Consider the following 26781-nt stretch of genomic DNA (forward strand, 5'->3'; position numbering starts at 1 on the left):
ATCAGGAGACAACGACTTACTTCTCTCTTATTTATTTACTTTCGTTCGATCAAGGAGATCATCATGAGCCAGTTCATCAACAACCCCGAGCACACCTTTGGTTTCGATACCCTGCAGCTTCACGTTGGCCAGGAGAGTGCCGATCCCGCATCCGACTCCCGCGCCGTGCCTATCTACCAGACCACGAGCTATGTGTTCCGCAACTCCCAGCACGCCGCCGACCGCTTTGGTCTTGCCGACGCCGGTAACATCTACGGCCGTCTGACCAACTCCACCCAGGGCGTCTTCGAGGACCGTATCGCCGTGCTCGAGGGTGGCGTTGCTGGCCTCGCCGTCGCCTCTGGCGCCGCCGCCATCACCTATACCCTGCAGGCTCTTGCCCAGGCCGGTGACCATGTGGTTGCTCAGAAGACCATCTACGGTGGCTCCTACAACCTGCTGGAGCATACGCTCTCCCAGTTTGGCGTCGAGACCACCTTCGTCGATGCCCATAACCTGGAAGAGGTCGAGGGCGCCATCAAGGACAACACCACGGTCATCTATCTCGAGACGCTCGGCAACCCCAACTCCGACATCCCCAACATCGACGCCATCTCCGAGATCGCCAAGAAGCACGGTCTGCCGGTTGTCGTCGACAACACCTTCGGCACCCCGTATCTGTTCCGTCCGCTGGAGCATGGTGCCAACATCGTCGTCCACTCCGCAACCAAGTTCATCGGCGGCCACGGCACCTCGCTGGGCGGTGTGATCGTCGACGGCGGTAACTTCGATTGGAAGGCGAGCGGAAAGTACGCCCAGATCGCTGAGCCCAATCCCTCCTACCACGGCGTTTCGTTTGCCGAGGCTGCCGGTCCCGCCGCCTTCGCAACCTATGTCCGCGCTATCTTGCTGCGTGACGAGGGCGCCTGCATCAGCCCGTTCAACGCCTGGGTCCTGCTCCAGGGCACCGAGACTCTGTCGCTGCGCGTTGACCGTCATGTTGAGAACACCAAGAAGGTCGTTGAGTTCCTGGCTGGTGACAGCCACGTCGCCAAGGTGAACCACCCGAGTCTGCCTGAGCACCCCGATCACGAGCTCTATCAGAAGTATTTCCCCAACGGCGGCGCCTCGATCTTTACCTTTGAGATTAAGGGTGGCCAGGAGGCAGCTTGGAAGTTCATCGATCATCTGCAGGTGTTCTCGCTGCTCGCCAACGTGGCCGACGTCAAGTCGCTCGTCGTGCACCCGGCTACCACCACGCACTCCCAGCTCTCTGCCGAGGAGCTCGCCGAGCAGAACATCACGCCCTCCACGATCCGTCTTTCCATCGGTACCGAGAATGCCGAGGATATCATTTGGGATCTGAAGCAGGCCTTCGCCGCGCTGGACGAGTAAGGCGACTTGTGCAAGGACCCCTTGCGACTCGATAGGTATAACTGCATAAAATGCCTGCTCAAGGGGCCTGCGCAAGCAATGGTTGCGCAGGCGCCTTTTTTGTATAGGAAGGGCGCTATTACAGGGTTTTTGGCATGCTTTATGCATTCGAGTTGTGGAAAACTCCTGTTGAGAGGATGTGAGTTTTACGCAATTGACGTGCGCCTTTTGAGTAAAACCGCAGGTCGCGATTTGCTCGAGGTACTATGCAGCGCGATCGAATCACACGCAGCTCAAACGCAGCAAAAACGCACTACGGAGGTTTCCAGCTACATGAGGATCGATTCACGAAAACCGAAAGCCGCTGCCCTTTCCGCCGCTCTGACCGTGGCACTTTTGGCGGGCGCCGGTGCAACTGATGCCCACGCCGCAACACTGTCTGATACGGTTGGATCTACGCCGTCCGAGACGACGCTGGTACAGCCCGTTGATTATCGCGGCGATGGTTATGGCTCTATGCAGGAGTGGAACGCCTCGATGGAGGCCAAGCGCGATTCCCTTGAAATGCGCGCTCAGATTATCCTAAACATGTATGGTGACTATGCCACCGATGACGAGCGCGCTGCGCTGCAGGGTTGTATCGATGGCGCGGGCAGCCTTTTGACGATGGGGGAGGTCGACGCGAAGTCGACCGAGCTCGATGAGCTGCGCACTGCGCTTGAGAATGCCAAGCGCGAAGCGCTCGAGGCCGCTGCCGCCGAGGCGGAGGCTGCCGAGGCCGCCCAGGCTTCGTACTACAACGCCGGTTACACTCCGTCCTACGCGTCTGCCGCGTCCTACGCGAACGGATCGGGCCTGACGCGCTCTGCGGGTGTCAATAACTACAACGGGCGCCGTGAGACCTATTACAGCAGCAATGTGCTTTATCACTATCGCACGGGCGAATGGACTCAGGATTCTGAGGGCTTCTGGCGCGATTCCGACGGCTATTACGTTGTTGCCGCGGGCGATATGGCCCAGGGCTCGACCTTTACGGGCTCCAAGGGTGATTGCAAGGTCTATGACTCCGGCTGCGCTGCCGGAACCACCGACTACTACACCGGTTGGTAATCTGCCTTCACTGATTTGCATATGATGGACGGGCGTCTTCACCGAGCTTTCGGGCAACGTAAAGGCGCTCGTTTTATATTTGTATTTGGGTTAACAGAGCCCTTACCGTGGCACTACGTTGGGCATATGGGCGCGGGGCACACTAAGTCATGAGAAACAAAGTCTTTCCCGTGGAGGAAGTGGTCTCATGAACGCTCGAGATATCGCTATCGCCGCCGTCGCATTGGTACTTGGCTGTCTTGGCCCTACGGCTGCGCTTGTCGCAGGCATGCAGGGCTCATGCGGGGCTGCTTCTATTGTGGTTGGCGCGCTCATCGCAGCAGCACTGCTGGGAAGTGCGGGCGTGACCCTTTGCCGCGATGACGAGGACGAGATGCCGCAGGTGCGGCGCTAGCCGTTGTGAAGCTGGTTTTGCCCATAGATGAAGAAGGAAGCCGCCGCAAGGGGAGCGCCCCTTGCGGCGGCTTTGCTATTGAGGCTGTAGGCTGTAGCACGCCGGGCGCTACCAGCTGGCCTCGATTTCGCGGATGCGCGAATAGAGCCATTCGTTTTGCGGCACCTGGATGCCGCGCTTGGCCGCGAGGCGGCAGATGGTACCCGCAAATTCCTCGACCTCGGTTCTGCGTTGAGCGACGCGGTCCTGCGCCATCGAGGGCATGCCGGCGGGGTCGAGCCCCTCGATGAGATGCACCATCTGCGTTAGGTCTGCCTCGGTGAGCTCGATACCCTCGGCGTTGGCGACTGCAAGCGTCTCGCGCATGGCGGAGACAAAGCAACGACGCTGCTCGGAGCCCTGTTCCGTGGCGCTTCCGTACGTACCGCCGTAGGCCATGCAGGTCTGGTTGATGCCGTCGTTGAGCATAAGCTTGGCCCACATGCGGTGCGCGATGTCTGCCTCGACGGTGTGTGCGATGCCACAGCGCGTGTAGAGCCCGTCGATGGCGGCGACGGTCGCGGGGTCGGTGCCGGCGGCCGCACCAAAGCGGATCTCGCCCGCATTGGTAAAGGTGAGCGCGCCGTTGAGAAACACGGCGTCCATGCCTTGGCATATTCCGAGGACGGTGTGCTCCCAGCCAAAGCGCTCGGCGATCTTTTGCTCGCTGGTGATGCCGTTGCACAGCGAGGCGATGAGCGTATTGGGGCCCGCGATGTGTTCCATAGTCTTGAGCGCCTGGTCGAGTCCGGTTGTCTTGACCGTGAGGATGGCCAGATCGGCGGGTGTCGCCTCGCTGGCGCGGACGGACTTGAGTACGCAGGGCTTGCCGTTGACGGTGAGCGCATCGTTCGCATGGCGCTCAAAGCGAGCGTCGTCCATGACGTATTCGACGGCATCGTTGCCGAGTGCCTGGGCGATCATGCTGCCGTAGAGTAGCCCGACGCCACCCTTGCCGATAAAGGCGACCTTGTTGATCTGCATATGAATCATCTCCCCATATAAAAGGCGCCCGCGTAAGGGGCGCCTGATGGATTGTATGCTGCCGGGGTGATTGATGGGTGCGCGGAGCGGCTGTTATGAAAAAGAAACGTTTGCCTGGACGCTACGCTGCAGGGCAGACCGCAAAGACGCGCGCGGGATATCCAACGCCATCGCGCACCTTGGGGAAGGTGCAGAAGATGACGGCGCCCGTGGCGGGAAGCTCGTCTAGATGGTCCATGACCTCGATCTGATAGCGGTCGACCGAGAGGATGTACTGTTCGCCGGGGTAGGGGTAGGCGTCCTCACGCGTGGTCACGCTCGCCGGGTCGGTGTCAGCCGGCTCGTGGCCGATGGCGCCGATGTTGCGCTCTTCAACGAGCCACTTGATGGCGTCGAGGTCCCAGCCGGGGTAGTGGGGCTGGCCGTCCTCGTCCTTGTTTTCGAAGTCGGCGAGCTTGGACCAGTCGGAGCGGAAGGCGACGAAAGCGTCCTTGGGAATGAGACCGTGCTCATTCTCCCAGGCTTTGAGGTCCTCGACGGTCAGGACGTAGTCGGGATTCGCGGCGCACTCCTCGTGCTTGTCGATCACGCAGAGCGGATGCATAAACTCGATGGGTTCAATCTCTCCAAGGGAACGACCCTCGACATGGAAGTGGCGCGGCGCGTCGACGTGGGTGCCGTACTGCGAGGCGACCGAATACTGGAAGCAACGCATGGGGGCGAGCATGTCCTCGGGCGTGCCGGGCAGGTAGTCGAAGAGCTTGGTGGACTCAAACGGCTTAAAGCCAAACCAGTGCGGGGTGTCGCATGAGAGCGTGTGGGTGAGGTCGACCCAGCGATAATCGGTGCTTTTGAGCTGGGATGCGAGATTCCAAAGGTCGAGCGCGGGCATGGGCGACTCCTTTCATCGGGCTTTTTGCTGATGTTAAAGCGGTGCCGTGACAGCTCGATTTCCGCTGCGTTACGATACGTTCTCGATTGCGATTCCACGATGTTTCGGCCGCGTGACCATTGTGTTTCGCCTTGCCGGGGCGCTGATGGCGAAAGGAGGGGCCGTGCAATACCGCGTTGACCCCAAAAGTGGTAACCGAATATCCGCTCTGGGTCTGGGCTGCATGAGATTTCCCGGTGCGCCGGGACACCCCGATGCGAAGTCAGCCGATGCCATCATTTCCCGTGCGGTGGAACAGGGGATTAATTATCTGGATACCGCGTATCTCTATCCCGGTAACGAGGTGTGCGTGGGCGCCTCACTTGAGCGCCTGGGTCTGCGCGACCGCGTGTTGCTGGCGACTAAGTTGCCGCACGCTTCGTGCAAGTGCGCGGAGGATTTCGACCGCTTTTTTGACGAGCAACTGCACCGTTTGCGGACCGACCATATCGACTACTACCTTATGCACAACATCACCTCGCCCGCCCAGTGGGAGCGCGTGGTGGCGTTGGGCATCGAGGACTGGATTGCGCACCAAAAGGCTGCGGGGCGTATTCGCCAGATAGGTTTTTCGTACCACGGCAGTGCGGCGGACTTCCTCACGATGCTTGACGCATATGACTGGGATTTTTGCCAGATCCAGTACAACTACGCTGGAGAGTGCTACCAAGCGGGAACGGCGGGACTCATGGCAGCCGCCGAGCGCGGGCTCGCGGTGTTTGTAATGGAACCGCTTTTGGGTGGACGCCTGGCGGGCAAGCTGCCTCCGCGGGCCCGCGCCGTGCTCGATGACGTACGCGATCCGTACCTGAAGTCGCCGGCTGCTTGGGGACTTTCGTGGGTGTGGAACCATCCTCAAGTCACGATGCTGCTTTCGGGCATGACCGATACCGCGCAGGTGGACGAGAACGCGGCATTGGCGGATCGCGCGCTGCCGGATTCGATGACGACAGAGCAGCTCGATACCATCGCGCGTGTGCTGGGAGAGTTTGAGAAATCGAATCGCGTGCCCTGTACGGGCTGCGGCTACTGCATGCCGTGTCCCAAAGGCATCAATATCCCTGGGTGTTTCGCCGCCTACAACGCAAGCTATGCGCACAGCTGGTTTACGGGCCTGTCGCAGTATTTTACGGCGAGCGCGGTGCGGACGAGTGAGCCCAAGTTGGTGAGCAATTGCGTCAAATGCGGCAAATGCGCACGTCACTGCCCGCAGCACATCGATATTCCCGAGCGTCTCGACGATGTGCGCCGACGTTTCCAGCCTGGCCCCGTAACGGCCGCGCTTAAAGCCTTTTGCAAAACGCGTTCCTGATGCCCCTTTTATAACTTGCGGTGGAATAGTTCCTGTTTGCGGCAGAATAGGGGCCAAACAGGAACTATTTCACCGCAACTGAAGGGGGCTGTCGTGGGCCATCGGGATTCATGTGATGATTTGCGTGAGGTTCGTTGGGGCGTTTTGGGCGCTGGGCACATTTCGCATCGATTCGCATCGTCGCTCAAGGAGGTGGACGGGGCACGGCTTGTGGCTGCCGCCGGTCGCACTCCTTTGCATGTTGAGGAGTTTTGCCGAGCGTTTTCGATTGATGCCGCGCACAGTTATGCCACGGCTGACGATAGCGGCGATGCGGCTTATGACGCGCTGATTGCCGACCCCGATGTCGACGCAATCTACTTGGCTCTTCCGCATGGCATGCATACGCGTTGGGTCTGTCGCGCGCTGCGCGCCGGAAAGGCCGTGCTGTGCGAAAAGCCGGCCGTTTTGAGTGAGGAAGAGGCTCTCTCGATTTCCTCCGCCTCTCGCGAGCACGGCGTGCTGTTTATGGAGGCGATGAAGAATCGGTTTTGCCCGATGCGCACTCGCGTGGAGGACTTACTTGCGTCGGGCGAGCTCGGCTGTATCGTCTCGATCGAAAGCGTGCAAAAACTCGATTATGGTGAGCCCCCTTCGAGTTATCTGCTCGATCCGTTGCAGGGTGGCTGTCTATATGACATGGGCTGCTATGCGGTCGGGTGGTTTGAGGATCTGCTTGCGGGTGCGTGCGATGTTTCGTCTCGTGAAGTTCGCTGGCGTGACGTATTAGGCGGCCGCGTGGATTGGGCCGATGAGATCCATATGAGTGTCGGCGGTATACCCATTCATATGGTGTGCGATGGCAAAGCAGCATATGAAAGCCGCTTAACGATTGCCTGCGAACGGGGTTCGGTGGAAATCGAGCGCCTCCATCGCCCCGAGCTCGCCCATGTGAAGTACTCCGACGGACGAATGCTCGAAATTAATGCCCCGTTTGAGGTCGATGATTTCTACGGCGAAATTCAGCATGCGACCCAGCTCATCCGGGCGGGGAAACTCGAAAGCCCCATCATGTCCCTAGCCGCCACACGGCGCTGCGCACGCATCATCGATGCAATTCGTTTGAAACTTTAGGGCGTGGGGGCATGGCGCCGGCGCTTGGAATGCCTAGAGGCCTTTGCCCCTGATGCCCCTTTTATATCTTGCGGTGGAATACGGTCTGTTTGCGCCAAAATAGGGCACCAATAGACCGTATTTCACCGCAACTGATGAGGGGGAGCTGGAGATGCTGACGATCGGGTGTCATCTTTCGACGACGAAGGGCTATCGGGCAATGGGGGAGACGGCGCTGTCCATTGGCGCCAATACCTTTGCGTTCTTTACGCGCAACCCGCGCGGTGGCAAGGCAAAAGACCTTGACATGGATGACGTGGCGGCCCTGCGCGAGCTTATGGCGCAAAACGACTTTGGACCGCTGGTGGCGCATGCCCCGTATACCTACAACCCCTGTTCTGCCAAAGAGCGGGCGCGCGAGTTTGCCTTGGAGGCAATGGCCGAGGACTTGCAGCGTCTGGAAGCACTGCCCGGCAACTACTACAACTTCCACCCCGGTGCGCATGTGGGGCAGGGGGCAGACGCCGGCATTCAGATGATTGTCGACACGCTGTGCCAGGTGATGTTTGAGGGGCAGCAGACGACGGTATTGCTCGAGACCATGGCGGGCAAGGGCACCGAGGTGGGCCGTAGCTTTGAAGAACTGGCGTGCATTATCGAGGGCGTTGCCGCCAAGCGCCCAGAGCTGTCCGATAAGCTGGGCGTTTGTTTGGACACCTGCCATGTGAGCGATGCCGGCTACGACATCATCCATGATCTGGACGGCGTACTCGACGAGTTCGACCGCGTGGTGGGTATCGATCGCTTGCATGCCGTACACATCAACGATTCGAAGAACCCTTGTGGCGCCCATAAAGATCGTCACGAGTGCATCGGCAAGGGATACCTTGGCAGCGAGGAATTTGGTGGCGGTATGCAGGTTATGCAGAATATTGTATCGAATAGCCGCTTGCGTGCACTTCCATTTATTTTGGAGACGCCGAACGAACTTGCAGGTTATGCAGCGGAAATTACGCTATTAAGGTCGTTACAGCAGTAACAACTGTCACAAAGTGGAGTGTTCCATTCACGTTATGGGATTGTTTCAATCAGTTTTCTCATTGCAGATTCGTAATTCCGGGTGCATAATAGCCAACAGTTTTTGCAGACCTCTGAATCAAACGGGGTCACCGGAAGGAGACTGATTATGAAGCTCAAGAAGCTTGGCGCATTCGCCGCCACGGGCGCCATGGCGCTCGCCCTCGCACTGACGGGCTGCGGCTCGTCCAACGCCACCTCTGGTTCCGATGCCGGTTCCAGCGGCTCTGATGACGTGAAGGTCGAGAAGGTCGACGGCTCCAAGGAGTATGCACTCGTCAAGGACGGTACGCTCACCGTCGGCACTTCTGCCGAGTACGCGCCGTTTGAGTACAAGGATGACAACGGCGATTACCAGGGCTTTGACCTTGAGCTCATCAAGGCTATCGGTGACAAGCTGGGCCTGGATGTCGAGTACGTCAACAACGACTTTGACACGCTCGTCCCCGGCGTTGCTTCGGGCGCCAAGTACGACGTCGCCATCGCGGCTATCACCGACACGCCCGAGCGTGAGAAGGAAGTCGCGTTCTCCGACTCTTACTACATGGACGATCAGGCTATCGTGACCAAGGTCGATAACACCGACATCACGGCCGACAACTACAGCGAGAAGCTCAGCAACGCCGACGCCACGATCATCGTCCAGTCTGGCTCGACTGCCGAGGCCTTTGCCCAGGAGAACTTCCCCAAGGCAAAGATCGTCCCCTACAAGGACGCTACCGAGTGCTTCAGCGCCCTGCAGTCCGATAAGGGCGACGCCGTGGTCACCAACCGCTCCGTCGCCAGCCAGCTGACCGCCGAGCAGTTCAACACCTGCCAGACCATCAAGCAGATCAGCACCGGCGAGGAGTACGCCATCGCCATCAACCAGGGCAACACTAAGCTCAAGGACGACATCAACCAGGCTATCAAGGACCTGACCGATGACGGTACCGTTGACGCCCTTATGGCTAAGTACAACATCAAGTAAAATAGCTACTTGATTGCACGCGGGCCCTTTCCGTTTTGGCGGAGAGGGCCTTTGCGTTTCTTGAATGGGCGTCATCCCGCCCCGTTATGTCGGCAACTTAAACGTTAGGAGCCACCTTGTCTCGATTGAACCAAGGAGCCATGGGCAAGAGCCATCCACTGCCCTCGATGCTTCAAAAGCTGGCCTGTGCCCTGGCTGTGGTGCTCGCCCTGGTATGCGCGGGGGCCTGCGTGCCCTCGACTGCTCAGGCACTTGAGACCGCAAAGATCACCGCCCGACCCAATACCGGTTCGGGTAGCGACGTAGTCGGTGGCACCGAGACTCGTATCACCTGGGAGGTCCAGGCCGATGCCGACGAGGAACTGAGCGGTCTTTCGCTGACGTTTGCCGATGGCACGACCTTTGGTGCGGACGACACGCGTCTGACGATGCTCTCGGGCGATGACCTTATGGACCGTACGCCCATGAAGCCTACGTGCAAGGTCGACGGCCAGACGCTCAAGATCGATTTTGGCGAGACGGCTCCGGCCGGCGGCTATTTCCGCGTCGAGGTCTACGGCGTGACCTTCCCCGTCGAGGGCGGCGACGAGGCCTTTAGCGGCACCTACACTTTGGCCGATGGTTCGACCAAGAAGATCTCCAAGATTCCGTCGGTGGAGATCAAGGGCGTGACGGCATTCGATAACTTCCTGGCCGACCTTAAGGAGCAGCCGTGGGTCGAGGCATGGAATTCCAACATGTTCCTGCGCCTGTTCCTGAACCCGGTCATTTTGGTCCAGAGCCTGCCGATCGTCTTCAAAGGCTTCCTCATGTCGCTCTCGATCGTGCTCGTGGCGTTTCCGCTGGCAATTCCCTTTGGCTTTGCCCTGTCGCTCATGCGCATCTCCAAGTCGCGCATCCTGCGTTGCCTTGCCGGTATCTATGTGAATATCATCCGTGGTACGCCGGCGTTCCTGCAGATCTACATCGCGTTCTTTGGCCTGCCGCTGGCCGGCGTCAAGGTTGACGACTATGTGCTCGGCGTCATCGTCATGGCCATGAACTCGTCCGCCTACCTGTGCGAGATCTTCCGCGCCGGTATTCAGTCGATCCCCAAGGGCCAGAACGAGGCTGCGCGTTCGCTGGGCATGAACGCCTTCCAGACACTGCTCTACGTTATGATTCCGCAGACGTTCCGCAATGTCCTGCCTACGTTGACCAGTGAGTTCATCCTGCTTTACAAGGATACGTCGCTGCTCGCGGCCGTGGGCGTGGTCGAGATCGTCATGAACGCCCGCACCATCGTGGCCACGACGGGCTCCATTACGCCGTACGTGGTTGCCGCCCTGTTCTATCTGGTCATCACCCTGCCGCTCGCTCGCTTGGTGAGCGGCCTTGAGGCGAGGCTTTTGGGCACGGCCGAGACCAAGAAGAAGCGTCCCGCCAAGAGCGCCGGGCAGGTCGTTGCGACGCCCGCCGATCACATCGCCGGTCTGTAAGGAGGTCCTATCATGAGCGAAACCAATAACTCGAACGAGGTTGTCGTCAGCATCAAGAACCTCCAGAAGGCCTTTGGCGATAACGTGGTCCTGCGCGATATCGATCTGGATGTGCATAAGGGCGAGGTCGTCGTAGTTCTGGGTCCCTCGGGCTCGGGTAAGTCGACGATGCTTCGCTGCATCAACCGCCTGGAGCATCCCACGAGTGGCTCGATTGTCGTTGAGGGTGTGGACGTGTGCGCCAAGGGCGTCGACCTTAACAAGGTGCGCACGCATCTGGGTATGGTGTTCCAGCAGTTCAATTTGTTCCCGCACCTGTCAGTCAAAAAGAACGTCATGCTTGCGCAGCAGAAGGTGCTCAAGCGCAGCAAGGAAGAGGCCGAGAAGATTGCCGTCGAGGAGCTGACCAAGGTCGGTCTTGCCGAGCGTATCGACTTTATGCCGAGCCAGCTCTCGGGCGGCCAGCAGCAGCGCGTTGCCATCGCCCGCGCCCTGTCGATGAACCCGCACGTCATGCTCTTTGACGAGGCCACCTCGGCGCTCGACCCCGAGCTCGTGCGCGACGTCCTGGGCGTCATGCGCGACTTGGCGCGCGACGGCATGACCATGATCGTCGTGACGCACGAGATGGGCTTTGCCCGCGATGTCGCCGACCGCGTCGTCTTTATGGACGGCGGCGTCATTGTGGAAGAGGGTACGCCGAGCGAGGTCTTCGACCACCCCAAGAGCGAGCGCACCAAGGCGTTCTTGGGCAATATTTCGTAGCCGGTTGATGTAACTGCCGTTACAAAAGAGCGGGGGCTGGACTTGAATCCAGCCCCCGCTCTTTTGTAGGGATGGGGATACGCTGTGATACAGGCTCTTTTGGAGGCCTGGTTTCGTTACGCGAGCTCGGCTCCGAGGGCCTTGCAGGCCGCCTCGCCCTCATCGTCGGGCGCATCGTAGCAAATGACGGAGTCCACGACGTTGATGCCGGCCTCGTCGGCGTCGGCCTTCCAGTTGTCCATCCACTCGCCCTCGGCCCACGAATAGGAGCCAAAGAGGACGACCTTCTTGTCGCCGAGGGTCTCCTTGACCTCGTTCCACATGGGCTGAAACTCGTCATACTCAAGCTCCTCAGAGCCCATGGCGGGGCAGCCGAAGGCGAAGGCATCATATTCGGCGGCCTTGTCGGCAGAGAAGTCGGCGCAGGGGATGACCTCAGTCTCGGCACCCGCACCGGTTGCGCCCTCGGCGACGAAGTTGGCCATGGCCTCGGTATTGCCCGTGCCGCTCCAATAGACGACGGCGATCTTACTCATGTTTTGTCCTTTCGGTCGTGCGGCGCTTGCCGCGGTTTGTACGTTCTATCGGGTTGCCTGGGCAAGTTGCGCCAGGCTGCAGCCCTGCTGATAGACAAAAGTGAAGCATTGGGTGCAGGCACGGTAGGCATCAAACGTCGCAAGCGCCTGCTCGACATTTGCGTAGACCTTCCAGGCCCCAAAGACCTTGTAGTTTTCGCCGTGCTGGACGATAAACTCGTGCACGTCGTCGTAGGGATATCCAAGGAAGTAGCCTATTTCGTGCGGAAACTCGCAGGTGCAGTCGTTGCTGCAGCTAGCTTGCTGGGGTAGTGCGCATCGAGTCTGGCTACAAGCGCATTCCGCGATGTTATTGCTCGCGAGCGTGATGCGTGATGCCAAATGTACAAGGCATGTCGAAAGGTCTCTCGTGTCGTAGCCTTCCGAGGCGAGCGCTGTTTGGGCGCGAGGGTCTGCGAAATAGGTGGCGAGGCTTTTGGCTCGGTACACGTACACGAGTGCTCCGCAGGGCCGCCAGACCAAAACACTCAGGTGGATGCCGAGCGGGTCAAGCTCGCGATTGCACTGGGCGATAACGTTGAGCAGGCGCGCGCGGCGTTCTGCGATGGTTTCGGTTGTGGTCGAGCCGTCCCCGTGGGCGTAGGTGCCTGGATAGGTAAAGAGCGATGCCGGCTTGATGCCCGCGAGCGTGGGAGAGCAGTTGCGCACGACTGCTGCCTGAAACGTTGGGATGTCTATGGTTCGAGTCACGGCGCTCCTTACGGATCTAAACTGTTAGCCTAGGAAAACTTATACACGAAAGTAAGCCATGGTCAACAAAAAAGTTTGAAGAGGGAAACTAATTGACCGAACAGACATGATTTTGGGTTAAGATGGGGACACCCCATGGGGGTATCTAGATAGTGCTACTTGAAAGGGGAGCGCATGAGTGACTTGCTCAACCCTGCGAATCTCATCGTGCTGGCCGTCATTGCCGTCGGCATGTTTTTTGGACTGCGTCGCATTGCCGCTTCGACACACGGGAAGAGTTGTTGCAGCGATGGTGCGAGCGGCAAGAAGGCCAAAAAGGTTGTTGTGGTGGATACCGATGCGTCACACTATCCCTATAGCGATGAGCTGCTCATCGGCGGCATGAGCTGTGAAGGCTGCGCTCAGAACGTAGCCAATGCCCTCAATGCGCTGGATGGTGTGTGGGCTACGGTAACGTACGCGGACCACACAGCGCGTGTGCGCTCCAAGCGGCCGATCAATCGCGGTGTCCTTGAGACTGCCGTGAGAGATGCGGGTTACTACGTCATGACGCTGTAAGCGTCGCTCTGGGTGCGCTTCCTTGGCTAGGCTCGTCCGCGCAGTTCGATGTCTTGGATGTCGTCGAAGTCGATGGCGATGTCTCGGAGCTTGAGGAGCTTGAAGGCGGGGAGCGCCTCGTCGAGGATGCCGGTGCGGCTGCGATAGCCGTATGTATCGTAATAGGTGACACGAACCAAGTCGCCACGTTTGAGACCCTCGAGCTTTTTAGAAAGTACGAGGGCTTTTTCTTCCGTGAGCTCACGTTTTGACTCGACGGTGATTTCCTGCTTGCGCACGAGTTCGTAGTATCCCGTGAGGGCGGCAAAGGGCATAAACTGTGCGGCGCGGTTGGCGCGCACGGCACCGTTGGCAGTGAGGTTGGGGTCGGCGGCGCGGCGTCTGCCCTCGGGGTCCGCCAGGCGCTCGAAGGCGGTCGGCGGGCGCACGGGCTGCTGCTTGGGTTTAGGCACGATGTCCTCCAACTTGGCCGTTGCGTTCGCGCGCGGTGGCGCCGGCGGTAAAGCTTAATCCCTTGACGAGCGCGTTCTTGCCGTACTTGCCTTTCACGGCCAGGACGGCGCGCGCCAGGTCGCGCTCGCGCTCATCGGCCTCGATATCGCTGAACAGATCGATGGTGGCAAATTCCTCGGGCACAAGATTGCCAAATCCCAGGTTGATGCGCTTGACCGGTCGTTTGGGATCGACCGTTTGTGCCCAAAGGTCATCGAAATACCCCATGATTTTCTTAAACGAATTAGTGCGCTCGGGCAGCTTTCGCGAGGCGTTGGAGTGCGCAAAGAGTGCGGCATAGCCACCACGCGGTTTGCCGCCATGCTCTCCCACAAAGATGCCATCGATTGCCTGCGCTTCGCGCACCAGGCGACGCCTTTCGTCATCGCGCTGGACGGGCTTGGGAGCACGGGGCGCGAGCTCGGGGCCGTCGGTCGCTGCGGGCTCGATGCCCGAGGTGCTCGAGCGCAAGTGTCCGCAGCCGTCTATATACTGCGCCGTGCCGCTGACGTTGAGCCGGCGTATGTCGGCGCGCTCGCTTGCATAGCCCACAAAGAGCGAGATGCTGTCGCACACCACGTGCTTGTCGATCAAATCCAGCACGGCGGCATCGACCATTTCGCGCAAGACGGTGTAGGCCTGCTCGTAGGCATAGCCCTTCGAGAGCACCTGCCCCGTGGTGGTCGAGGTCGCTTGCGGGCGATAGGCTTGGATATCGGCGATGGTTGTCGGCTCGCGCCCGAAGGCGTGGTCGATGAGATATTCGGCATTGACGCCGAGTTCGTCGTAGAGCAGGTTCTCGTCGAGTGCGGCGACGCCCATCAGGTCGTAGACGCCGTATTTCTCGAGACGGGCCGCCACGCCGGGGCCGATGCCCCAGATGTCGGTGATGGGGCGATGGGGCCAGATCTCCTTGCGAAAGATCTCGTCGTCGAGTACGCCAATGCGGCTGGCTACGTGCTTGGCGGTGATGTCGAGCGCCACCTTGGCCTGGAATAGGTTGGGGCCGATACCGACCGTCGCCGTGATGCCGGTGCGCCCCAAGACCTCGTCGCGCAACATGCAGGCGAACCCTTCGGCATCGGTGTGATAAAGGTCCAGATAGGGCGTCACGTCGATAAAGCACTCATCGATGGAGTAGACGTGCACGTCCTGGGGGCTGACGTATTCCAGATAGACGCCGTAGATTTGCGCCGACACCTCCATGTAGTGTTGCATGCGCGGCACTGCTTTGATGTAGTCGATGCCGTCGGGAATCTCGAATAGACGGCAGCGGTTGTGTATCCCGAGGTCCTTCATGGTCTGCGTGATAGCGAGACAGATGGTCGTGCGTCCGCGCGATTCGTCGGCAACGACCAGGTTGGTGGTGAGCGGATCGAGCCCACGATCGACGCACTCGACGCTGGCATAAAACGTCTTGAGGTCGATGCAGATGTAGGTGTGCTGCTCGTGCTCCATCCGAGCCTCCCATCAAACACATGTTCTTATCGAATACCTGTTCGATAATACCTGCTTGCGCGGACATCGTCAAAACCTGTCCCTCTTTGGCGGGTATGGTCGTGCGGTTGCATCGGGTTTTTTAACGCAGCTCTAAAGAGCGCGAAACAGCTCGGAAAACCTCGCTTCGTAGCATGAGCCTAACGATTGATACCGCCTATACGCACGGAAGGGTTGTGGGGATAATGGTCAACTATGGGTTTGGTATGCCGACGCGCTTGGTTGCGGATGGGGATGTGGCTCGCTGGTGCGGACGATTGGTCGCTCACTACGGTGGCACCAAGGCGCTGGTTGTGCTGGGCGGTGACAAGCATACGCGCGATGAGCTCGTCTCGGCAGCACTCGGCTCGCTTGATCGAGCTCTGCTCGAACGCGTGCTTTTTCGCTGCGGCTCGGTTGAAGGCGACGGGGGAGACGAGCTGATCGACGAGGCCGTGGCCCTGGCGACCGATGAGGGCGTGGACTTTGTCCTGGCGATCGGCGATGCCGATACGGCGGGCTTTGCGCGCGAACTCGCTCGTCGCATGGCCGTACTCGATGCCGGCGAAGACGGTTTTGCCCCTTATGGATGTATCGTCTCGGAGGGCAAAGTGCCTGCCGTCGTGGGGGCCGGCGAGGTTCCCGTTTTTGCCATCATCGCGCCCGAACTGCTGGAGGGCATCGGGTCTCCTCTGCGTGAGTTGCTCGGTAGCGTCTGCGCTGCGGCCTAATATTTGGCATAAAGGGATAGGTTATTTTTGATTGGTAAAGCGTTTGACCTGCCAAATTAAACCTGTCCCTTTTTGGTCGGTTGCCGTTTGGGGGCCGATTGGCAACGCTCGCTGATTATAGTCTTGACCTGCGCTAGAATAGTGGCATCTGAATGTCCGGGCGCATGGAGGCGTGCGCCCGTATGCTGAGGAGGACTCTATGGCAACTGTTGCCGCACCTATCGATGCTACATCGACTGCCGCTTGGAAGGCGCTCGAGGCCCATCAGGAGAAGCTCGAGGCCGAGGGTATCGACCTCAAGGCCTGGTTCGCCGCCGATGCCGAGCGCGTGAACAAGCTGAGCTTTGACGCCGGTGACCTGCACTTCGACCTGTCCAAGAACCTGGTGACTGATGAGACCGTCAAGCTGCTGTGCGATCTTGCCCGCGAGGTGAAGCTCGAGGAGCGCCGCGACGCCATGTTCTCCGGCGAGCACATCAACACCACCGAGGACCGCGCCGTCCTGCACACCGCGCTGCGCCGCCCGGCAAGCGAGAAGGGCCAGCTCATCGTCGACGGCCAGGACGTCGTCGCCGACGTGCACGAGGTTCTCGACCGCATGTATGCCTTCGCCGAGCGCGTGCGCTCCGGTGAGTGGAAGGGTGTTACCGGCAAAAAGATCGAGCACCTGGTGTCCATCGGCATCGGCGGCTCCGATCTGGGCCCGGTCATGGCTTACGAAGCCCTGCGTCCCTATGCCGACGCCGGTATCGATTGCCGCTATATCTCCAACATCGATCCCAACGACCAGGCCGAGAAGCTCAAGGGTCTGGATCCCGAGACCACGCTCGTGATCATCGTCTCTAAGACCTTCACCACGCTCGAGACCCTCACCAACGCCCGCGAGGTCAAGACCTGGATGCTCGAGCAGCTCAAGGCTCAGGGCGCCATCGACGGCTCCGATGAGCAGAACGCCGAGGCCGTGGCCAAGCACTTTGTCGCCGTCTCCACCGCACTCGAGAAGGTCGAGGCCTTCGGCATCGACCCCGCTAACGCTTTTGGTTTCTGGAACTGGGTCGGTGGCCGCTACTCTGTCGACTCCGCCGTGGGCCTGTCGCTGATCGTCGTGCTCGGCCCCGAGCGCTTCCAGCAGTTCCTCGAGGGCTTCCACGCCATCGACGAGTACTTCTGCAACACGCCGCTCGAGAACAACGCCGTCGCGCTGATGGGCCTGCTCAACGTCTGGTACGTCAACTTCTTCGGTTCCAAGAGCCACGCCGTGCTGCCGTACTGCCAGTACCTGCATCGTTTCCCGGCCTACCTGCAGCAGCTCACCATGGAGTCCAACGGCAAGCATGTCCGCTGGGACGGCAGCGCTGTGACCTCCGACACCGGTGAGATCTTCTGGGGCGAGCCCGGCACCAACGGCCAGCACGCCTTCTACCAGCTGCTGCACCAGGGCACCGTGGTGGTTCCGGCCGATTTCATCGCCTTCGCCAATACCGCCAACCCTGCGACCGACAGCGGCCAGGACGTGCACGAGCTGTTCCTGGGCAACTTCCTGGCCCAGACCAAGGCACTCGCCTTTGGCAAGACAGCCGACGAGGTTCGTGCCGAGGGCACGCCCGAACAGATCGTCCCGGCTCGTTGCTTTGAGGGCAACCGCCCGACGACCTCGATCTTCGGTGACACGCTGACCCCGTTCGCGCTTGGCGAGCTCATCGCCCTGTACGAGCACATTACGTTTGTCGAGGGCACGGTCTGGGGCATCGACTCCTACGACCAGTGGGGCGTCGAGCTGGGCAAGCAGCTTGCCAAGCAGATTACCCCTGCCTTCCACGATGACACCGCTAAGGCCGAGCAGGACGCTTCGACCCAGGCGCTCATCGAGTTCTATCGCGCGCACCGCAAGTAGGATTCGCTGCGAAAACTAACGCATAGCCGACAAGGGCCCGTATCCGTTGGGATACGGGCCCCTTGCTATTTGGATAGGATGGAATGTATCGGGAGGCGCCTCGACGGGCATCGCAATCGTCGAAGGCGCGCCGTTCATGTTTGGGACAATATGACATTTTTCCCGTTGCAAACAGCGCCGCCGTGGGTGTTCTGTATGATGGCTCAGACAAGGTTGTTCAATGACAGGGAGGCATATATGGCAATCAAAGCCATCGCAATGGATATCGACGGTACACTCACCAACGACCAAAAGGTCATCAGCCCGCGTACGCGCGAGAAGCTGCTCGCGGCGCAGGAGTCGGGCATTAAGCTCATCTTGGCTTCGGGTCGTCCTGCATGGGGGCTGCACGCCTTGGCGCAGGAGCTCGACCTTCAAAACCATGATGGTCTGCTAGTTGCCTTTAATGGCGCGCACGTGGTCGACGCTCAGACCGATGAGGTCCTTTTTGACCAGGCCATGCCGGCTGACGAACTGCACCGTCTGATTGATCATCTGCGCAATTTCGACGTGATCCCTATGATTTCGCTCGGTCGCGATTTGCACGTCGAGGACTCGTACCATTGCATGATCACGCTGCCTGACGGCTTGCAGAAGAATATCGTCAAGTATGAGCGCGATGCGTGCGATCTTAAGATCCGCGAGGTCGAGAGCTTGCATGAGGTCGTGGACACTTATCCCGTGGACAAGCTGCTGACGGCGGGTGATCCGACCTACCTGCAGGCGCATTACGAGGAGATGTATGCGCCCTTTGCCCAGACGCTTTCGGGCATGTTTACGGCCGACTGGTACTTTGAGTACACGGCGCCCGGTATCGACAAAGCCCGTGCGCTCGACGGTGCCCTGCCCAAGCTCGGTATCGATGCCAGCGAGGTCGTCTCGTTTGGCGACGGCCAGAACGACAAGTCCATGATTGAGTGGGCCGGCACCGGTGTTGCCATGGGCAACGCCGTCGATGAGGTTAAGGCAGTTGCCCAGATGGTAACCGCCAATAACAACGAAGACGGTATTGCAGTGGCGCTGGATAAGCTGCTGGGTTAGAATCGCCGATTAATGCATGGTTTGGGCGCCTGCTTGCGGGCGCCCTTTTGTTAGGGAGGGTGCCGTGTCCGCATTTCCGTTCGACGCCGTTATCTTTGACATGGACGGTGTCATTGTCGATACCGAGTATTACTACCTGGGCGAGACTGCCGCGTTTGCCAAGGAGCTTGGGCTTAACCTGACTCAAGAGGAGTTGAATGGGCAAGTCGGTACCTCGCATCAGTTCTTCCTGCATATGCTGGTCGATTGGTTTGAGCGCGCCGGTAAGGGGCATTTCACTGGCGAGGAAGCGTTGACCCGTTGGGACGAGTGGGCGCATAAGCGTCCGCGCGACTATCAGGCTTTGATTAACCCAGGCGCCGTGGATACGATTCGAGAGCTGCCGCGCCGTGGCGTTCGCGTGGCGCTTGCCAGCTCGTCTCCCATGGATAGCATCGAGGAAGTGCTCAACGCGTGCGGGCTGTCGGATGCCTTTGAGTATGTGGTGAGCGGCGAGCAGTTTAAGGAGAGTAAACCCGAGCCCGACATCTACCTGCATGCGCTGGACCTGCTGAGGCTGCCCGCGAATCGCTGCTGCTGCGTTGAGGATTCCGTTCCGGGCATTACCGCGGGTAAGCGAGCCGGCCTGACGGTCATTGCCAAGCGCGAGGAGCGCTTTGGCTTTAGCCAGGATGCCGCGGACAAGATTATCGACCAGCTGCCGGAGCTGCTCACGCTTTCTTAGGAGCGCGGTAGTTGCGCGTTTTTCGGGTCTGATGAGTAAATAGCCGACATTTTGGTGCGACACCTAGCATACTTTAAGCTAATGCGGGCTTAAGGACTTGTTGAATGCCCCTAAGCCCGTTTTAGACTTAATTGTGCTTGGAGAGGGTATATGCCACCGACTGAAGGGCTAACTGACGGTAAAGCAGCGATACCGCTGTACCAACAGGTTATCGATATCATCAAAAACGAAATCAACTCCGGTGCCTACAAGGCAGGCGCGCGGATACCCAACGAATTCGAATTGGCTGAGAGCTATAAAGTTGGCCGCGTTACCGTGCGACGCGCTATTGAGGAGCTCGTCCAACAGGGCTATCTAACGAAGCGACAGGGGAAAGGCACGTTTGTCAATGCCCCCAAGCTCAAACGCAAGATTCGCCAGAAGGATGACGTCCAGAGTTTTTCGGACGCATGCCGCGTAAACGGAATGGAACCGGGGGCGCGTGTCATTTCGAGAAAGATACTGCCGGCGGATTCCACCGAAGCACAGTTCTTTGGTGTTCCCGTTGGAACTGACTTGATCTGCGTTGAGCGCGTGCGTACTGCCGATGGCGTCCCTGTCATGCTCGAGAACAACATATATGTTTACGAGGACAACGCCTATCTATCAACGGCACCTCTATCTAACCAATCCATTTTTGAGTTCGTGCACAACCGGACGGGCCGCACGCCCGCGTTTACCGACCCATGCACGCTTGAGATCGCGTGCGCGTCGCCCGAGGTCGCTCGGTTGTTGGCAGTTCCCGTTGGCGAACCCTTGTTTTATATGGAAGCCTTCTTTTTCGATGAGCAGCGGCGGCCGTTTATCATCGGTCGTCAGCGGATCGTTGGGTCTCGCTACGTTTTTGACATCTAGGACATTGCGTATGGAAACGCCCGGTGAATCATCTCACCGGGCGTTTCCATACCGTTCACGGCGCAAACGCAACCGTTCAACCGCGTTGCGGCAATCAGTTTGAAATTATCTTGATGACGAGAAAAGCTGCTGGTAATCTATAGAACGTCATAGAACGTTTGCCTTGTGCAAACGTTGAGGCGAGATGCGATGCAGTCTCGAGTTCTTTGGAGGTATCTATGTCAGATACGAAGGCGAAGAAGACAAACAGACGTTTTAAGTTCAAATTACCGCATGTCTATACGATCATGTTCTTGCTGATCGTTGTCTTTGCGGTCTTGACTTGGATCGTTCCCTCTGGTCAGTATCAGCGCAAGATGATTTCGACAGCGGCGGGCGAGCGTGAAGTCGCCGTTGCTGGAACCTATGAACAGGTCGATAAGAACTACACCGATTCCGAGACCGGCGAGACCATCAATCTGGGTCAGGATATCTTCGCGGTCCTGCAAGCGCCCACTAAGGGCATCCAGGAGGCTGCCGACGTCGTTGCGTTCGTCTTATTGATTGGCGGATCGTTCGCAATCATCACCAAGACCAACGCTTTGAATGCCGGCATGAGCCGTGTGATTAAAAAGCTCAAGAACAAGGACATCCTCATCATTCCCATCACGATGACGTTGCTGTCCATTTGCGGCACCACGTTTGGTATGTCTGAGGAAGCCCTGCCGTTCTATGCCATTTTCATTCCCATCATGATGGGTATCGGTTATGACTCGATGACGGCATTCATCATCTGCTTCCTTGGTCCTAACCTGGGATATTGTGCTTCGACCATCGATCCGTTTAATGTTTTGATCGCCCAAGGCATCATTGGCATCGAGGGCAATCCGCAACTGTGGCTGCGCGCCGTTTCTTGGGTCATCTTCACTGCCGTCGGTATCGCATGGGCTATGCGCTACGCCATACGCGTCAAGAAAAACCCCGAGTCGTCCATTACGTACGAGGACGATAAGCTCAAGCGTATCGAGTTTTCCGTGACCGATGCCTCCATCGAGGAAGAGTTCACTACCCGTCAGAAGCTCGTGCTTATCGATTTTGCTTGCGGTATGGGCATTATCGTCTGGGGTCTTGTTACCCAGGGTTGGTACATGAATGAGATCTCCGCCGTGTTCCTTGGCATGGGCTTGCTTGCCGGTATCCTGGGCGGTCTTGACCAGCAGACGATTGCCGAGGAGTTCGTTAAAGGTCTCGCCGACTTTGCGTACGCCGCCATCGTTATCGGTATCGCTCGCGGTATTCTGGTCATCGCCGAGGGCGGCATGATCATCGACACCATCCTCCAGGCGCTCGCTACTGCGCTCGCCGGTGCACCCGCCGCCGTCTACACCACGTTTATGTATATCGTCCTTGGCCTGCTCTCTTTGCTGGTTCCCTCGAGTTCTGGCCTGGCGGCACTCACCATGCCCGTTATGGGCCCCCTGACCGAGCTCATGGGCCTCAATCCCGAGGCGGCCGTTACCGCGCTCCAGTTTGCCAACCAGACCATCAACACCATCAGTCCCGTGGCGGGCATGACGGTTGCCGGCCTTGGCGTTGCTAAGATTTCGTTTGGCCAATGGTGGAAGACCATTTGGAAGTTCTTCATCTTTATGGTCGTGTTTGGCTTGGTCATTACTGCCATTTCTGGCATGCTTCCGGCGTAGGTGATTATAATGTCCGATCGTTTGACGGTCCTGACGTCTAAGAGCGTCTTTACCGGTACGGGGGACCTGCCGTTTGAAGGTTTCGTAGCGGTCCGTGACAATCGAATTGAGGCGGTTGGCACCAAGTGTGAGGTAGCTTCGTATTTGACCCAGGCGGACGAGGTAGTTGACCTGGGCGACCGCACCGTCATGCCTGGCCTGATCGATGTGCATACCTTCTATACAGGCTGGGCGCTGCGGACGTTGGGGTCTGATCTGTCCGGCATCGCCGATGCCAAAGAGACCGTGTCGCTCTTGCGTGCATGGAAAGAAGATCATCCGGATTGCGCGGCGGCTTTTGGCCACAACCTGCCCGAAACGTTGGCATCGGATGCCGAGAACGCAAATACGGCAGCTGTGTTTGACGATTGTTTTGGCGATATCCCTGTCGTCTGCTTTACACCGGGTGCGGAGACCTGCGTTCTCAATGCTGCCGCCAGTGCGCGATACGGCTTCACACCCCAGGTGTGTTATGCCGAGAAGATCTGGCGCATGATGAGCGATTTCCTCGCGCTGCCCGAGGTACGTGCGGGGTATTCGGACTACATGGGCATGCTTAACGAGCGCGGCGTTACCGCCATCAAGGAGATGGCGTTTGATGACTACTACGGTTTTGCCGACGAAATGGCTCGCCGTGAGGAATCTGGTGAGCTGACGGTTCGCGTCTCTATGATGTCGCAGCCGGTGGGTGCCGGTGCAAATCTGTCATATGCTCGCGAGGCACGAGAGCGCTTCCGGGGTCCGTTCGTTCGTTTTTCTGGCTTCAACCGTATGACCGACCGCGGCGTATGGGCGGGGCTTGCCGAGATGATTGACCCCTATGAGGACACGGCCGATGCGGGCGCTGCCGGCAAGACGGTCGTCGAGGAGCCCGAGTGGGATCTGATTGAGAACGAGCTGCGCGCAATTGATGCTGACGGCTTCCGATATTCCTTGCATTGCCAGGGCGATGGCGCCGTTCGTCGCACCGTGGCGCTCTATGCCTCGCTGCCTCGAGACGAGCATGGACGGTTGCTTCGCCGCCATGCGATTACCGATCTCGAGAACTCTGATCCGACCGATCTTGTCGAGTTTGGCAAGTTAGGTGGAATTTGCGAGGTCTATCCGCAGATTTTGACGCTGGACCGGCGCGAGGATTGCCTGTCGATGATGCGTCGACAAATTGGCGAGACGCGACTTTTGCACAGCTGGAATCGCCGCGGCATGGAAGATTCCGGATGCACGGTGTGCTGTGGTACGGATTTGCCGCTGCTGATTCCGAGCCTGGGCGAGTCAATCTACAGCGCGTGCGGCGGATACTTCGACGATGGACTGCCCGTGAATGAGGCCAACGCGCTGACACTTGTCGAGCTCTTGCGCGCTTGGACTGCCGGGGGCGCGTACGATCTGATGCGCGAAGACGAGCTGGGTACGCTCGAGGTCGGCAAGCTTGCCGATATCTGCGTGCTCGATCGGGATGTGTTCGACCTCGATTATCACGACGCACGCAATCTTGCGGTTGATATGACGATGTCGGACGGACGAATCGTGTTCGATCGAAATAAGGAGGCATAAGATGTCTGAATCCAAACCGACGCTGCGCCGCGAACAGATTGCGGGCATGAATATCCACTACATCATGTGGTCGCTCGATTACTTCCTTGATGTGCAGCAGCGTTTGGGCTTTGAGTCCATTGAGCTGTGGTGTGCGGAGCCGCATGTGACACTCGACCACACGGGCTACTTTGAGGCTGAGGTCCTGGCAAAAAAGGCTGCAGACCGTGGGCTTAGGTATCGTACTCTGTGCCCCGAGAATGTTGTCTATCCTTGGCAGTATTGCGCACGCAAACCGCTGCATGAACAGCGCAGCCTGGCGTACTTTAAGCACGGCATTGAGCTTGCCGAGGTACTTGGGTGCGACCGTATGTCCGTCAACTCGGGCTGGGGCGACTGGGACGAGGACCGCGAGGAAGCCTGGAAGCGCAGCCGCGAGCACTTGTCCATTCTGGCGGAGTATGCCGGCGAGCACGGTCTGGTGCTTACGATGGAAAGCCTGCGTCCCGAGGAGAGCAACCTTGTGACGACGGTTTCCGATGCGAAGCGCATGATTGACGAGGTCGCGAGCCCGTACTTGCAGCCCATGGTTGATACAACCGCGATGGGCGTTGCAGGTGAGACGCTCGAGGACTGGTTTGCCGCCTTTGGTGATGGGGCAATACACGAGATGCACTTTATCGACGGTGATCCGTATGGCCATCTGGTGTGGGGCGATGGCAAGCACGATATGGACGCCTTCGTCGCCACACTCAACGCCTATGGTTTCGACGGCATGCTGGGCCAGGAAATCACGGACGGTCGTTACTACGATGACCCCGCGGCGGCAGATGCCAAGAACATGGCCGCATTCGAGAAATATCTGATTGACTAAAACAACTATCGGCTACGCAACCAACGTCATTGATTGCGGGCCAAACAAGAAAGGAACTGGATATGAACGCACACGATCTGATCAAAGAGGCAATTGCCGAGAAGGGCAAGTTCGACAGCGTCTACTGGATTGCTTGCGGTGGCTCCATGATCGATTTGATCCCGGCTCATGAGCTTCTGCAGCGCGAGGCAACCACCTTCACTTCGTATATCTATACGGCTCGCGAGTTTGATATCATGCGCCCACGCCGCTTAGGTGAGAAATCCCTGGTCATTGCTTGCAGCCACAGTGGCAACACCCCCGAGGTCGTCGAGGGCTGTGAGATTGCCCTTGCTGCCGGCGCTACGGTAATCGCCCAGACCGACAACGCTGGATCCAAGATTGACTCCGGCAAGTGGACCACGTGGGTCTACCCGTGGGGCGAGGGCGTGCCGCAGGCCGAGGTCCCCGCTGGCATTTCGCTGTCGCTTGCGGCCGAGCTGCTCGATCAACAGGAGGGCTACGCCGATCTTGCCGATATGTATGCCGGTATCGCCGAGATGGATAAGATTCTTCCCCCGGCACGTGAGAAGGTAAATGCCGAGCTGGGCGATCGTTTTGCCAAGCTTTGCCAGGAGCACGAGTTCTTCTACATTCTGGGCAGCGGTCCCAACTTTAGCCAGACCTACGGTTTCGCTATCTGCTCTCTTATGGAGATGCAGTGGCAGCACTGCAGCTACATCCACTCTGCCGAGTACTTCCACGGTCCCTTCGAGGCTACTCAGGATGGCGTTTTTTACTTCCTGCAGATGGGCTCCAGCGAGTGCCGTGCTATGGACGAGCGCGCCCTGGCGTTCCTTAAGACGCATACCGATACGCTGATGGTGCTCGATGCCAAGGAGTACGGTATGGAAGCCGTGCCGGCGAGCGTCCGTGCCTATCTGGACCCGGTGCTGTTCTACGCCATGAACTGCGAGCTGCGTGCTGCACGCGGCAAGGTGTTTGATCACGATCCCGATTTCCGTCGCTATATGGGTGTTGTCGAGTACTAGAAGGGGCAAAGGCCATGGCATTTAACGTTAACGCGCTCGGATTTGGCGACAACGTCGTCGATCGCTACGAGCATATCCACACCATGTATCCTGGCGGCAACGCGGTGAACTTCGCCGTTTATGCCAAGAAATGCGGTGCCGCACGCTCTGCATACATGGGCATTTTTGGCAATGACGCCGCTGCCGAGCATGTCATTGCAAGCCTCGAGGATGAGGGTATCGAGCTTGACAAGTGCGAGCAGATGATTGGCGAGAACGGAGCGGCTCGCGTGACCGTCGTTGACGGTGACCGTGTCTTCCTCGGCTCCAACGAGGGCGGTATCCGTGGCGATGCGCGCTATGTCCTCGATCGCTTTGACCTTTCGTACATGAAGCAGTTCGATGTGGTTCATTCGGGCAACTATTGCTTTACCGAGCGCGAGCTGCCCAAGTTGAAGGCTGCGGGCGTCACGGTCTCTTTTGACTTTTCGGACGACTCCACCGACGAGTACTACGAGCAGATTGCGCCCTACGTCGATTTTGCTTTCTTTAGTGCGGCGGATGCCGCGAGTGAGGACGAGATTCGCGAGCGTCTGGCATGGGTGAAGGGTCTGGGTCCGCGTTTTGTGTCGGCTACGGCGGGCGCCGAGGGCTGCATCGCTTACGACGGCAAGCGTTATTACCGCCAGCTGGCTAAACCGGTAACGGACATGAAGGACACCATGGGGGCGGGCGACTCGTTCCTCACCTCGTTTTTGATGTGCTATCTCGATTCCGCCAAGCGTGGCGAGGATGGTGCCGAGGCCATCGAGCGCGCGCTCGACTTTGCTGCCGGGTTTGCCTCGACCGTGTGCGGCATGGAAGGTTCTTGGGGCCACGGAGCACCAATCGTCGAATAGCTTAAGAAAGCGTACGGCGGTCTGGCTATGAGGCCTTGGACAGCCGATGCAAAACAATAGGCTCTGTTAGACCAAGGTTGACATAAAAACGATGTCACCGCGAG

At 58.7% G+C, this 26781-nt stretch carries 26 protein-coding genes; 20 read left to right on the forward strand and 6 right to left on the reverse strand.

Translation table 11 applies throughout. The features are described from left to right. Window positions 1–63 precede the first annotated feature (63 nt). The 3 genes from DW233_RS03255 (at window position 64) to DW233_RS03265 (ending at window position 2857) form a co-directional block, all read left to right on the forward strand. Window positions 64–1374: an O-acetylhomoserine aminocarboxypropyltransferase/cysteine synthase family protein gene (locus DW233_RS03255; protein ID WP_118266679.1), complete on the forward strand. Its 1311-nt coding sequence runs from the start codon at window positions 64–66 to the stop codon at window positions 1372–1374. 312 nt (window positions 1375–1686) lie between these two features. Next, window positions 1687–2463: a hypothetical protein gene (locus DW233_RS03260; RefSeq protein WP_118266680.1), complete on the forward strand. Its 777-nt coding sequence runs from the start codon at window positions 1687–1689 to the stop codon at window positions 2461–2463. A 187-nt stretch (window positions 2464–2650) separates the two neighbouring features. Next, the gene (locus DW233_RS03265; protein ID WP_118266682.1) at window positions 2651–2857 is read left to right on the forward strand and encodes a hypothetical protein; all 207 of its coding nucleotides are present in this window, start codon (window positions 2651–2653) and stop codon (window positions 2855–2857) included. 108 nt (window positions 2858–2965) lie between these two features. Here the strand turns inward: DW233_RS03265 and DW233_RS03270 are convergent, their stop codons facing one another. Together DW233_RS03270 and DW233_RS03275 are read right to left on the reverse strand one after the other, a co-directional pair. After that, the gene (locus tag DW233_RS03270) at window positions 2966–3880 is read right to left on the reverse strand and encodes a ketopantoate reductase family protein (protein WP_233547924.1); all 915 of its coding nucleotides are present in this window, start codon (window positions 3878–3880) and stop codon (window positions 2966–2968) included. A gap of 121 nt (window positions 3881–4001) precedes the next feature. Continuing rightward, a complete protein-coding gene (locus DW233_RS03275) occupies window positions 4002–4772 on the reverse strand; it encodes a cyclase family protein (RefSeq protein WP_118266686.1) in 771 nt (256 codons plus the stop codon). 163 nt (window positions 4773–4935) lie between these two features. On the opposite strand from DW233_RS03275, the gene DW233_RS03280 reads away from it, so the two are divergent. The 6 genes from DW233_RS03280 to DW233_RS03305 all read left to right on the forward strand — a co-directional run bounded on the left by DW233_RS03280 (window position 4936) and on the right by DW233_RS03305 (window position 11505). Further along, window positions 4936–6123 carry an aldo/keto reductase gene (locus DW233_RS03280; RefSeq protein ID WP_118266688.1) on the forward strand — a complete coding sequence of 396 codons (1188 nt, stop codon included), beginning with the start codon at window positions 4936–4938 and terminating at the stop codon, window positions 6121–6123. 93 nt (window positions 6124–6216) lie between these two features. Next, window positions 6217–7236 (forward strand): Gfo/Idh/MocA family protein, encoded by a 1020-nt coding sequence (locus DW233_RS03285; protein WP_233547926.1) that lies wholly within the window; start codon window positions 6217–6219, stop codon window positions 7234–7236. Window positions 7237–7387: 151 nt separating this feature from the next. Then, entirely contained in the window at window positions 7388–8254 is an 867-nt protein-coding gene (locus tag DW233_RS03290; RefSeq protein ID WP_118266692.1) for a deoxyribonuclease IV, read from the forward strand. Between the two features lie 147 nt (window positions 8255–8401). Continuing rightward, window positions 8402–9262 carry an ABC transporter substrate-binding protein gene (locus DW233_RS03295; protein ID WP_118266694.1) on the forward strand — a complete coding sequence of 287 codons (861 nt, stop codon included), beginning with the start codon at window positions 8402–8404 and terminating at the stop codon, window positions 9260–9262. A 140-nt stretch (window positions 9263–9402) separates the two neighbouring features. Continuing rightward, window positions 9403–10740 (forward strand): ABC transporter permease subunit, encoded by a 1338-nt coding sequence (locus tag DW233_RS03300; RefSeq protein ID WP_233547927.1) that lies wholly within the window; start codon window positions 9403–9405, stop codon window positions 10738–10740. 12 nt (window positions 10741–10752) lie between these two features. Continuing rightward, entirely contained in the window at window positions 10753–11505 is a 753-nt protein-coding gene (locus DW233_RS03305) for an amino acid ABC transporter ATP-binding protein (RefSeq protein ID WP_055251428.1), read from the forward strand. A gap of 116 nt (window positions 11506–11621) precedes the next feature. Here DW233_RS03305 and DW233_RS03310 read toward each other — a convergent pair whose 3' ends face one another. Together DW233_RS03310 and DW233_RS03315 are read right to left on the reverse strand one after the other, a co-directional pair. Continuing rightward, entirely contained in the window at window positions 11622–12041 is a 420-nt protein-coding gene (locus tag DW233_RS03310) for a flavodoxin (RefSeq protein ID WP_118266695.1), read from the reverse strand. Between the two features lie 45 nt (window positions 12042–12086). Next, window positions 12087–12791, reverse strand: a complete 705-nt coding sequence (locus DW233_RS03315) for a DUF3793 family protein (protein ID WP_118266697.1) — start codon at window positions 12789–12791, stop codon at window positions 12087–12089. A gap of 174 nt (window positions 12792–12965) precedes the next feature. Between DW233_RS03315 and DW233_RS03320 the strand changes: the two genes are divergently transcribed. Beyond that, a complete protein-coding gene (locus tag DW233_RS03320; protein ID WP_089573009.1) occupies window positions 12966–13349 on the forward strand; it encodes a heavy-metal-associated domain-containing protein in 384 nt (127 codons plus the stop codon). A 26-nt stretch (window positions 13350–13375) separates the two neighbouring features. Here DW233_RS03320 and DW233_RS03325 read toward each other — a convergent pair whose 3' ends face one another. Together DW233_RS03325 and DW233_RS03330 are read right to left on the reverse strand one after the other, a co-directional pair. Further along, the gene (locus tag DW233_RS03325; protein ID WP_233503836.1) at window positions 13376–13801 is read right to left on the reverse strand and encodes a hypothetical protein; all 426 of its coding nucleotides are present in this window, start codon (window positions 13799–13801) and stop codon (window positions 13376–13378) included. Continuing rightward, window positions 13794–15299 carry a DNA repair protein gene (locus tag DW233_RS03330; RefSeq protein WP_118266699.1) on the reverse strand — a complete coding sequence of 502 codons (1506 nt, stop codon included), beginning with the start codon at window positions 15297–15299 and terminating at the stop codon, window positions 13794–13796. Before DW233_RS03330 ends, DW233_RS03325 begins: the two co-directional genes overlap by 8 nt. Before the next feature lie 224 nt (window positions 15300–15523). Here DW233_RS03330 and DW233_RS03335 point away from each other — a divergent pair, with 224 nt between their 5' ends. The 10 genes from DW233_RS03335 (at window position 15524) to DW233_RS03380 (ending at window position 26677) form a co-directional block, all read left to right on the forward strand. Beyond that, window positions 15524–16048, forward strand: coding sequence for an iron-containing alcohol dehydrogenase (locus DW233_RS03335; RefSeq protein ID WP_158567795.1), 525 nt, complete (start codon window positions 15524–15526; stop codon window positions 16046–16048). A gap of 199 nt (window positions 16049–16247) precedes the next feature. Continuing rightward, complete coding sequence (pgi, locus tag DW233_RS03340) at window positions 16248–17942, forward strand: glucose-6-phosphate isomerase (RefSeq protein ID WP_118266703.1); 1695 nt, start codon at window positions 16248–16250, stop codon at window positions 17940–17942. Window positions 17943–18179: 237 nt separating this feature from the next. Beyond that, a complete protein-coding gene (locus DW233_RS03345) occupies window positions 18180–19022 on the forward strand; it encodes a Cof-type HAD-IIB family hydrolase (RefSeq protein ID WP_199574567.1) in 843 nt (280 codons plus the stop codon). Window positions 19023–19086: 64 nt separating this feature from the next. Continuing rightward, on the forward strand, window positions 19087–19746 hold the full coding sequence (locus DW233_RS03350) for an HAD family hydrolase (RefSeq protein ID WP_370448032.1): 660 nt from the start codon (window positions 19087–19089) through the stop codon (window positions 19744–19746). A gap of 150 nt (window positions 19747–19896) precedes the next feature. Next, entirely contained in the window at window positions 19897–20640 is a 744-nt protein-coding gene (locus DW233_RS03355) for a GntR family transcriptional regulator (RefSeq protein ID WP_118266708.1), read from the forward strand. A 218-nt stretch (window positions 20641–20858) separates the two neighbouring features. Further along, window positions 20859–22322: a YfcC family protein gene (locus DW233_RS03360; protein WP_118266710.1), complete on the forward strand. Its 1464-nt coding sequence runs from the start codon at window positions 20859–20861 to the stop codon at window positions 22320–22322. Between the two features lie 9 nt (window positions 22323–22331). Then, window positions 22332–23915, forward strand: a complete 1584-nt coding sequence (locus tag DW233_RS03365; protein ID WP_118266712.1) for an amidohydrolase — start codon at window positions 22332–22334, stop codon at window positions 23913–23915. 1 nt (window position 23916) lies between these two features. Beyond that, window positions 23917–24768: a sugar phosphate isomerase/epimerase gene (locus tag DW233_RS03370; RefSeq protein WP_118266714.1), complete on the forward strand. Its 852-nt coding sequence runs from the start codon at window positions 23917–23919 to the stop codon at window positions 24766–24768. Between the two features lie 62 nt (window positions 24769–24830). Further along, entirely contained in the window at window positions 24831–25799 is a 969-nt protein-coding gene (locus tag DW233_RS03375; RefSeq protein ID WP_022094440.1) for an SIS domain-containing protein, read from the forward strand. 14 nt (window positions 25800–25813) lie between these two features. Continuing rightward, entirely contained in the window at window positions 25814–26677 is an 864-nt protein-coding gene (locus tag DW233_RS03380) for a PfkB family carbohydrate kinase (protein ID WP_118266716.1), read from the forward strand. Window positions 26678–26781 lie beyond the last annotated feature (104 nt).

Origin of the sequence: Collinsella sp. AM20-15AC (assembly GCF_003471405.1) — a bacterium.
Classification (GTDB): domain Bacteria; phylum Actinomycetota; class Coriobacteriia; order Coriobacteriales; family Coriobacteriaceae; genus Collinsella.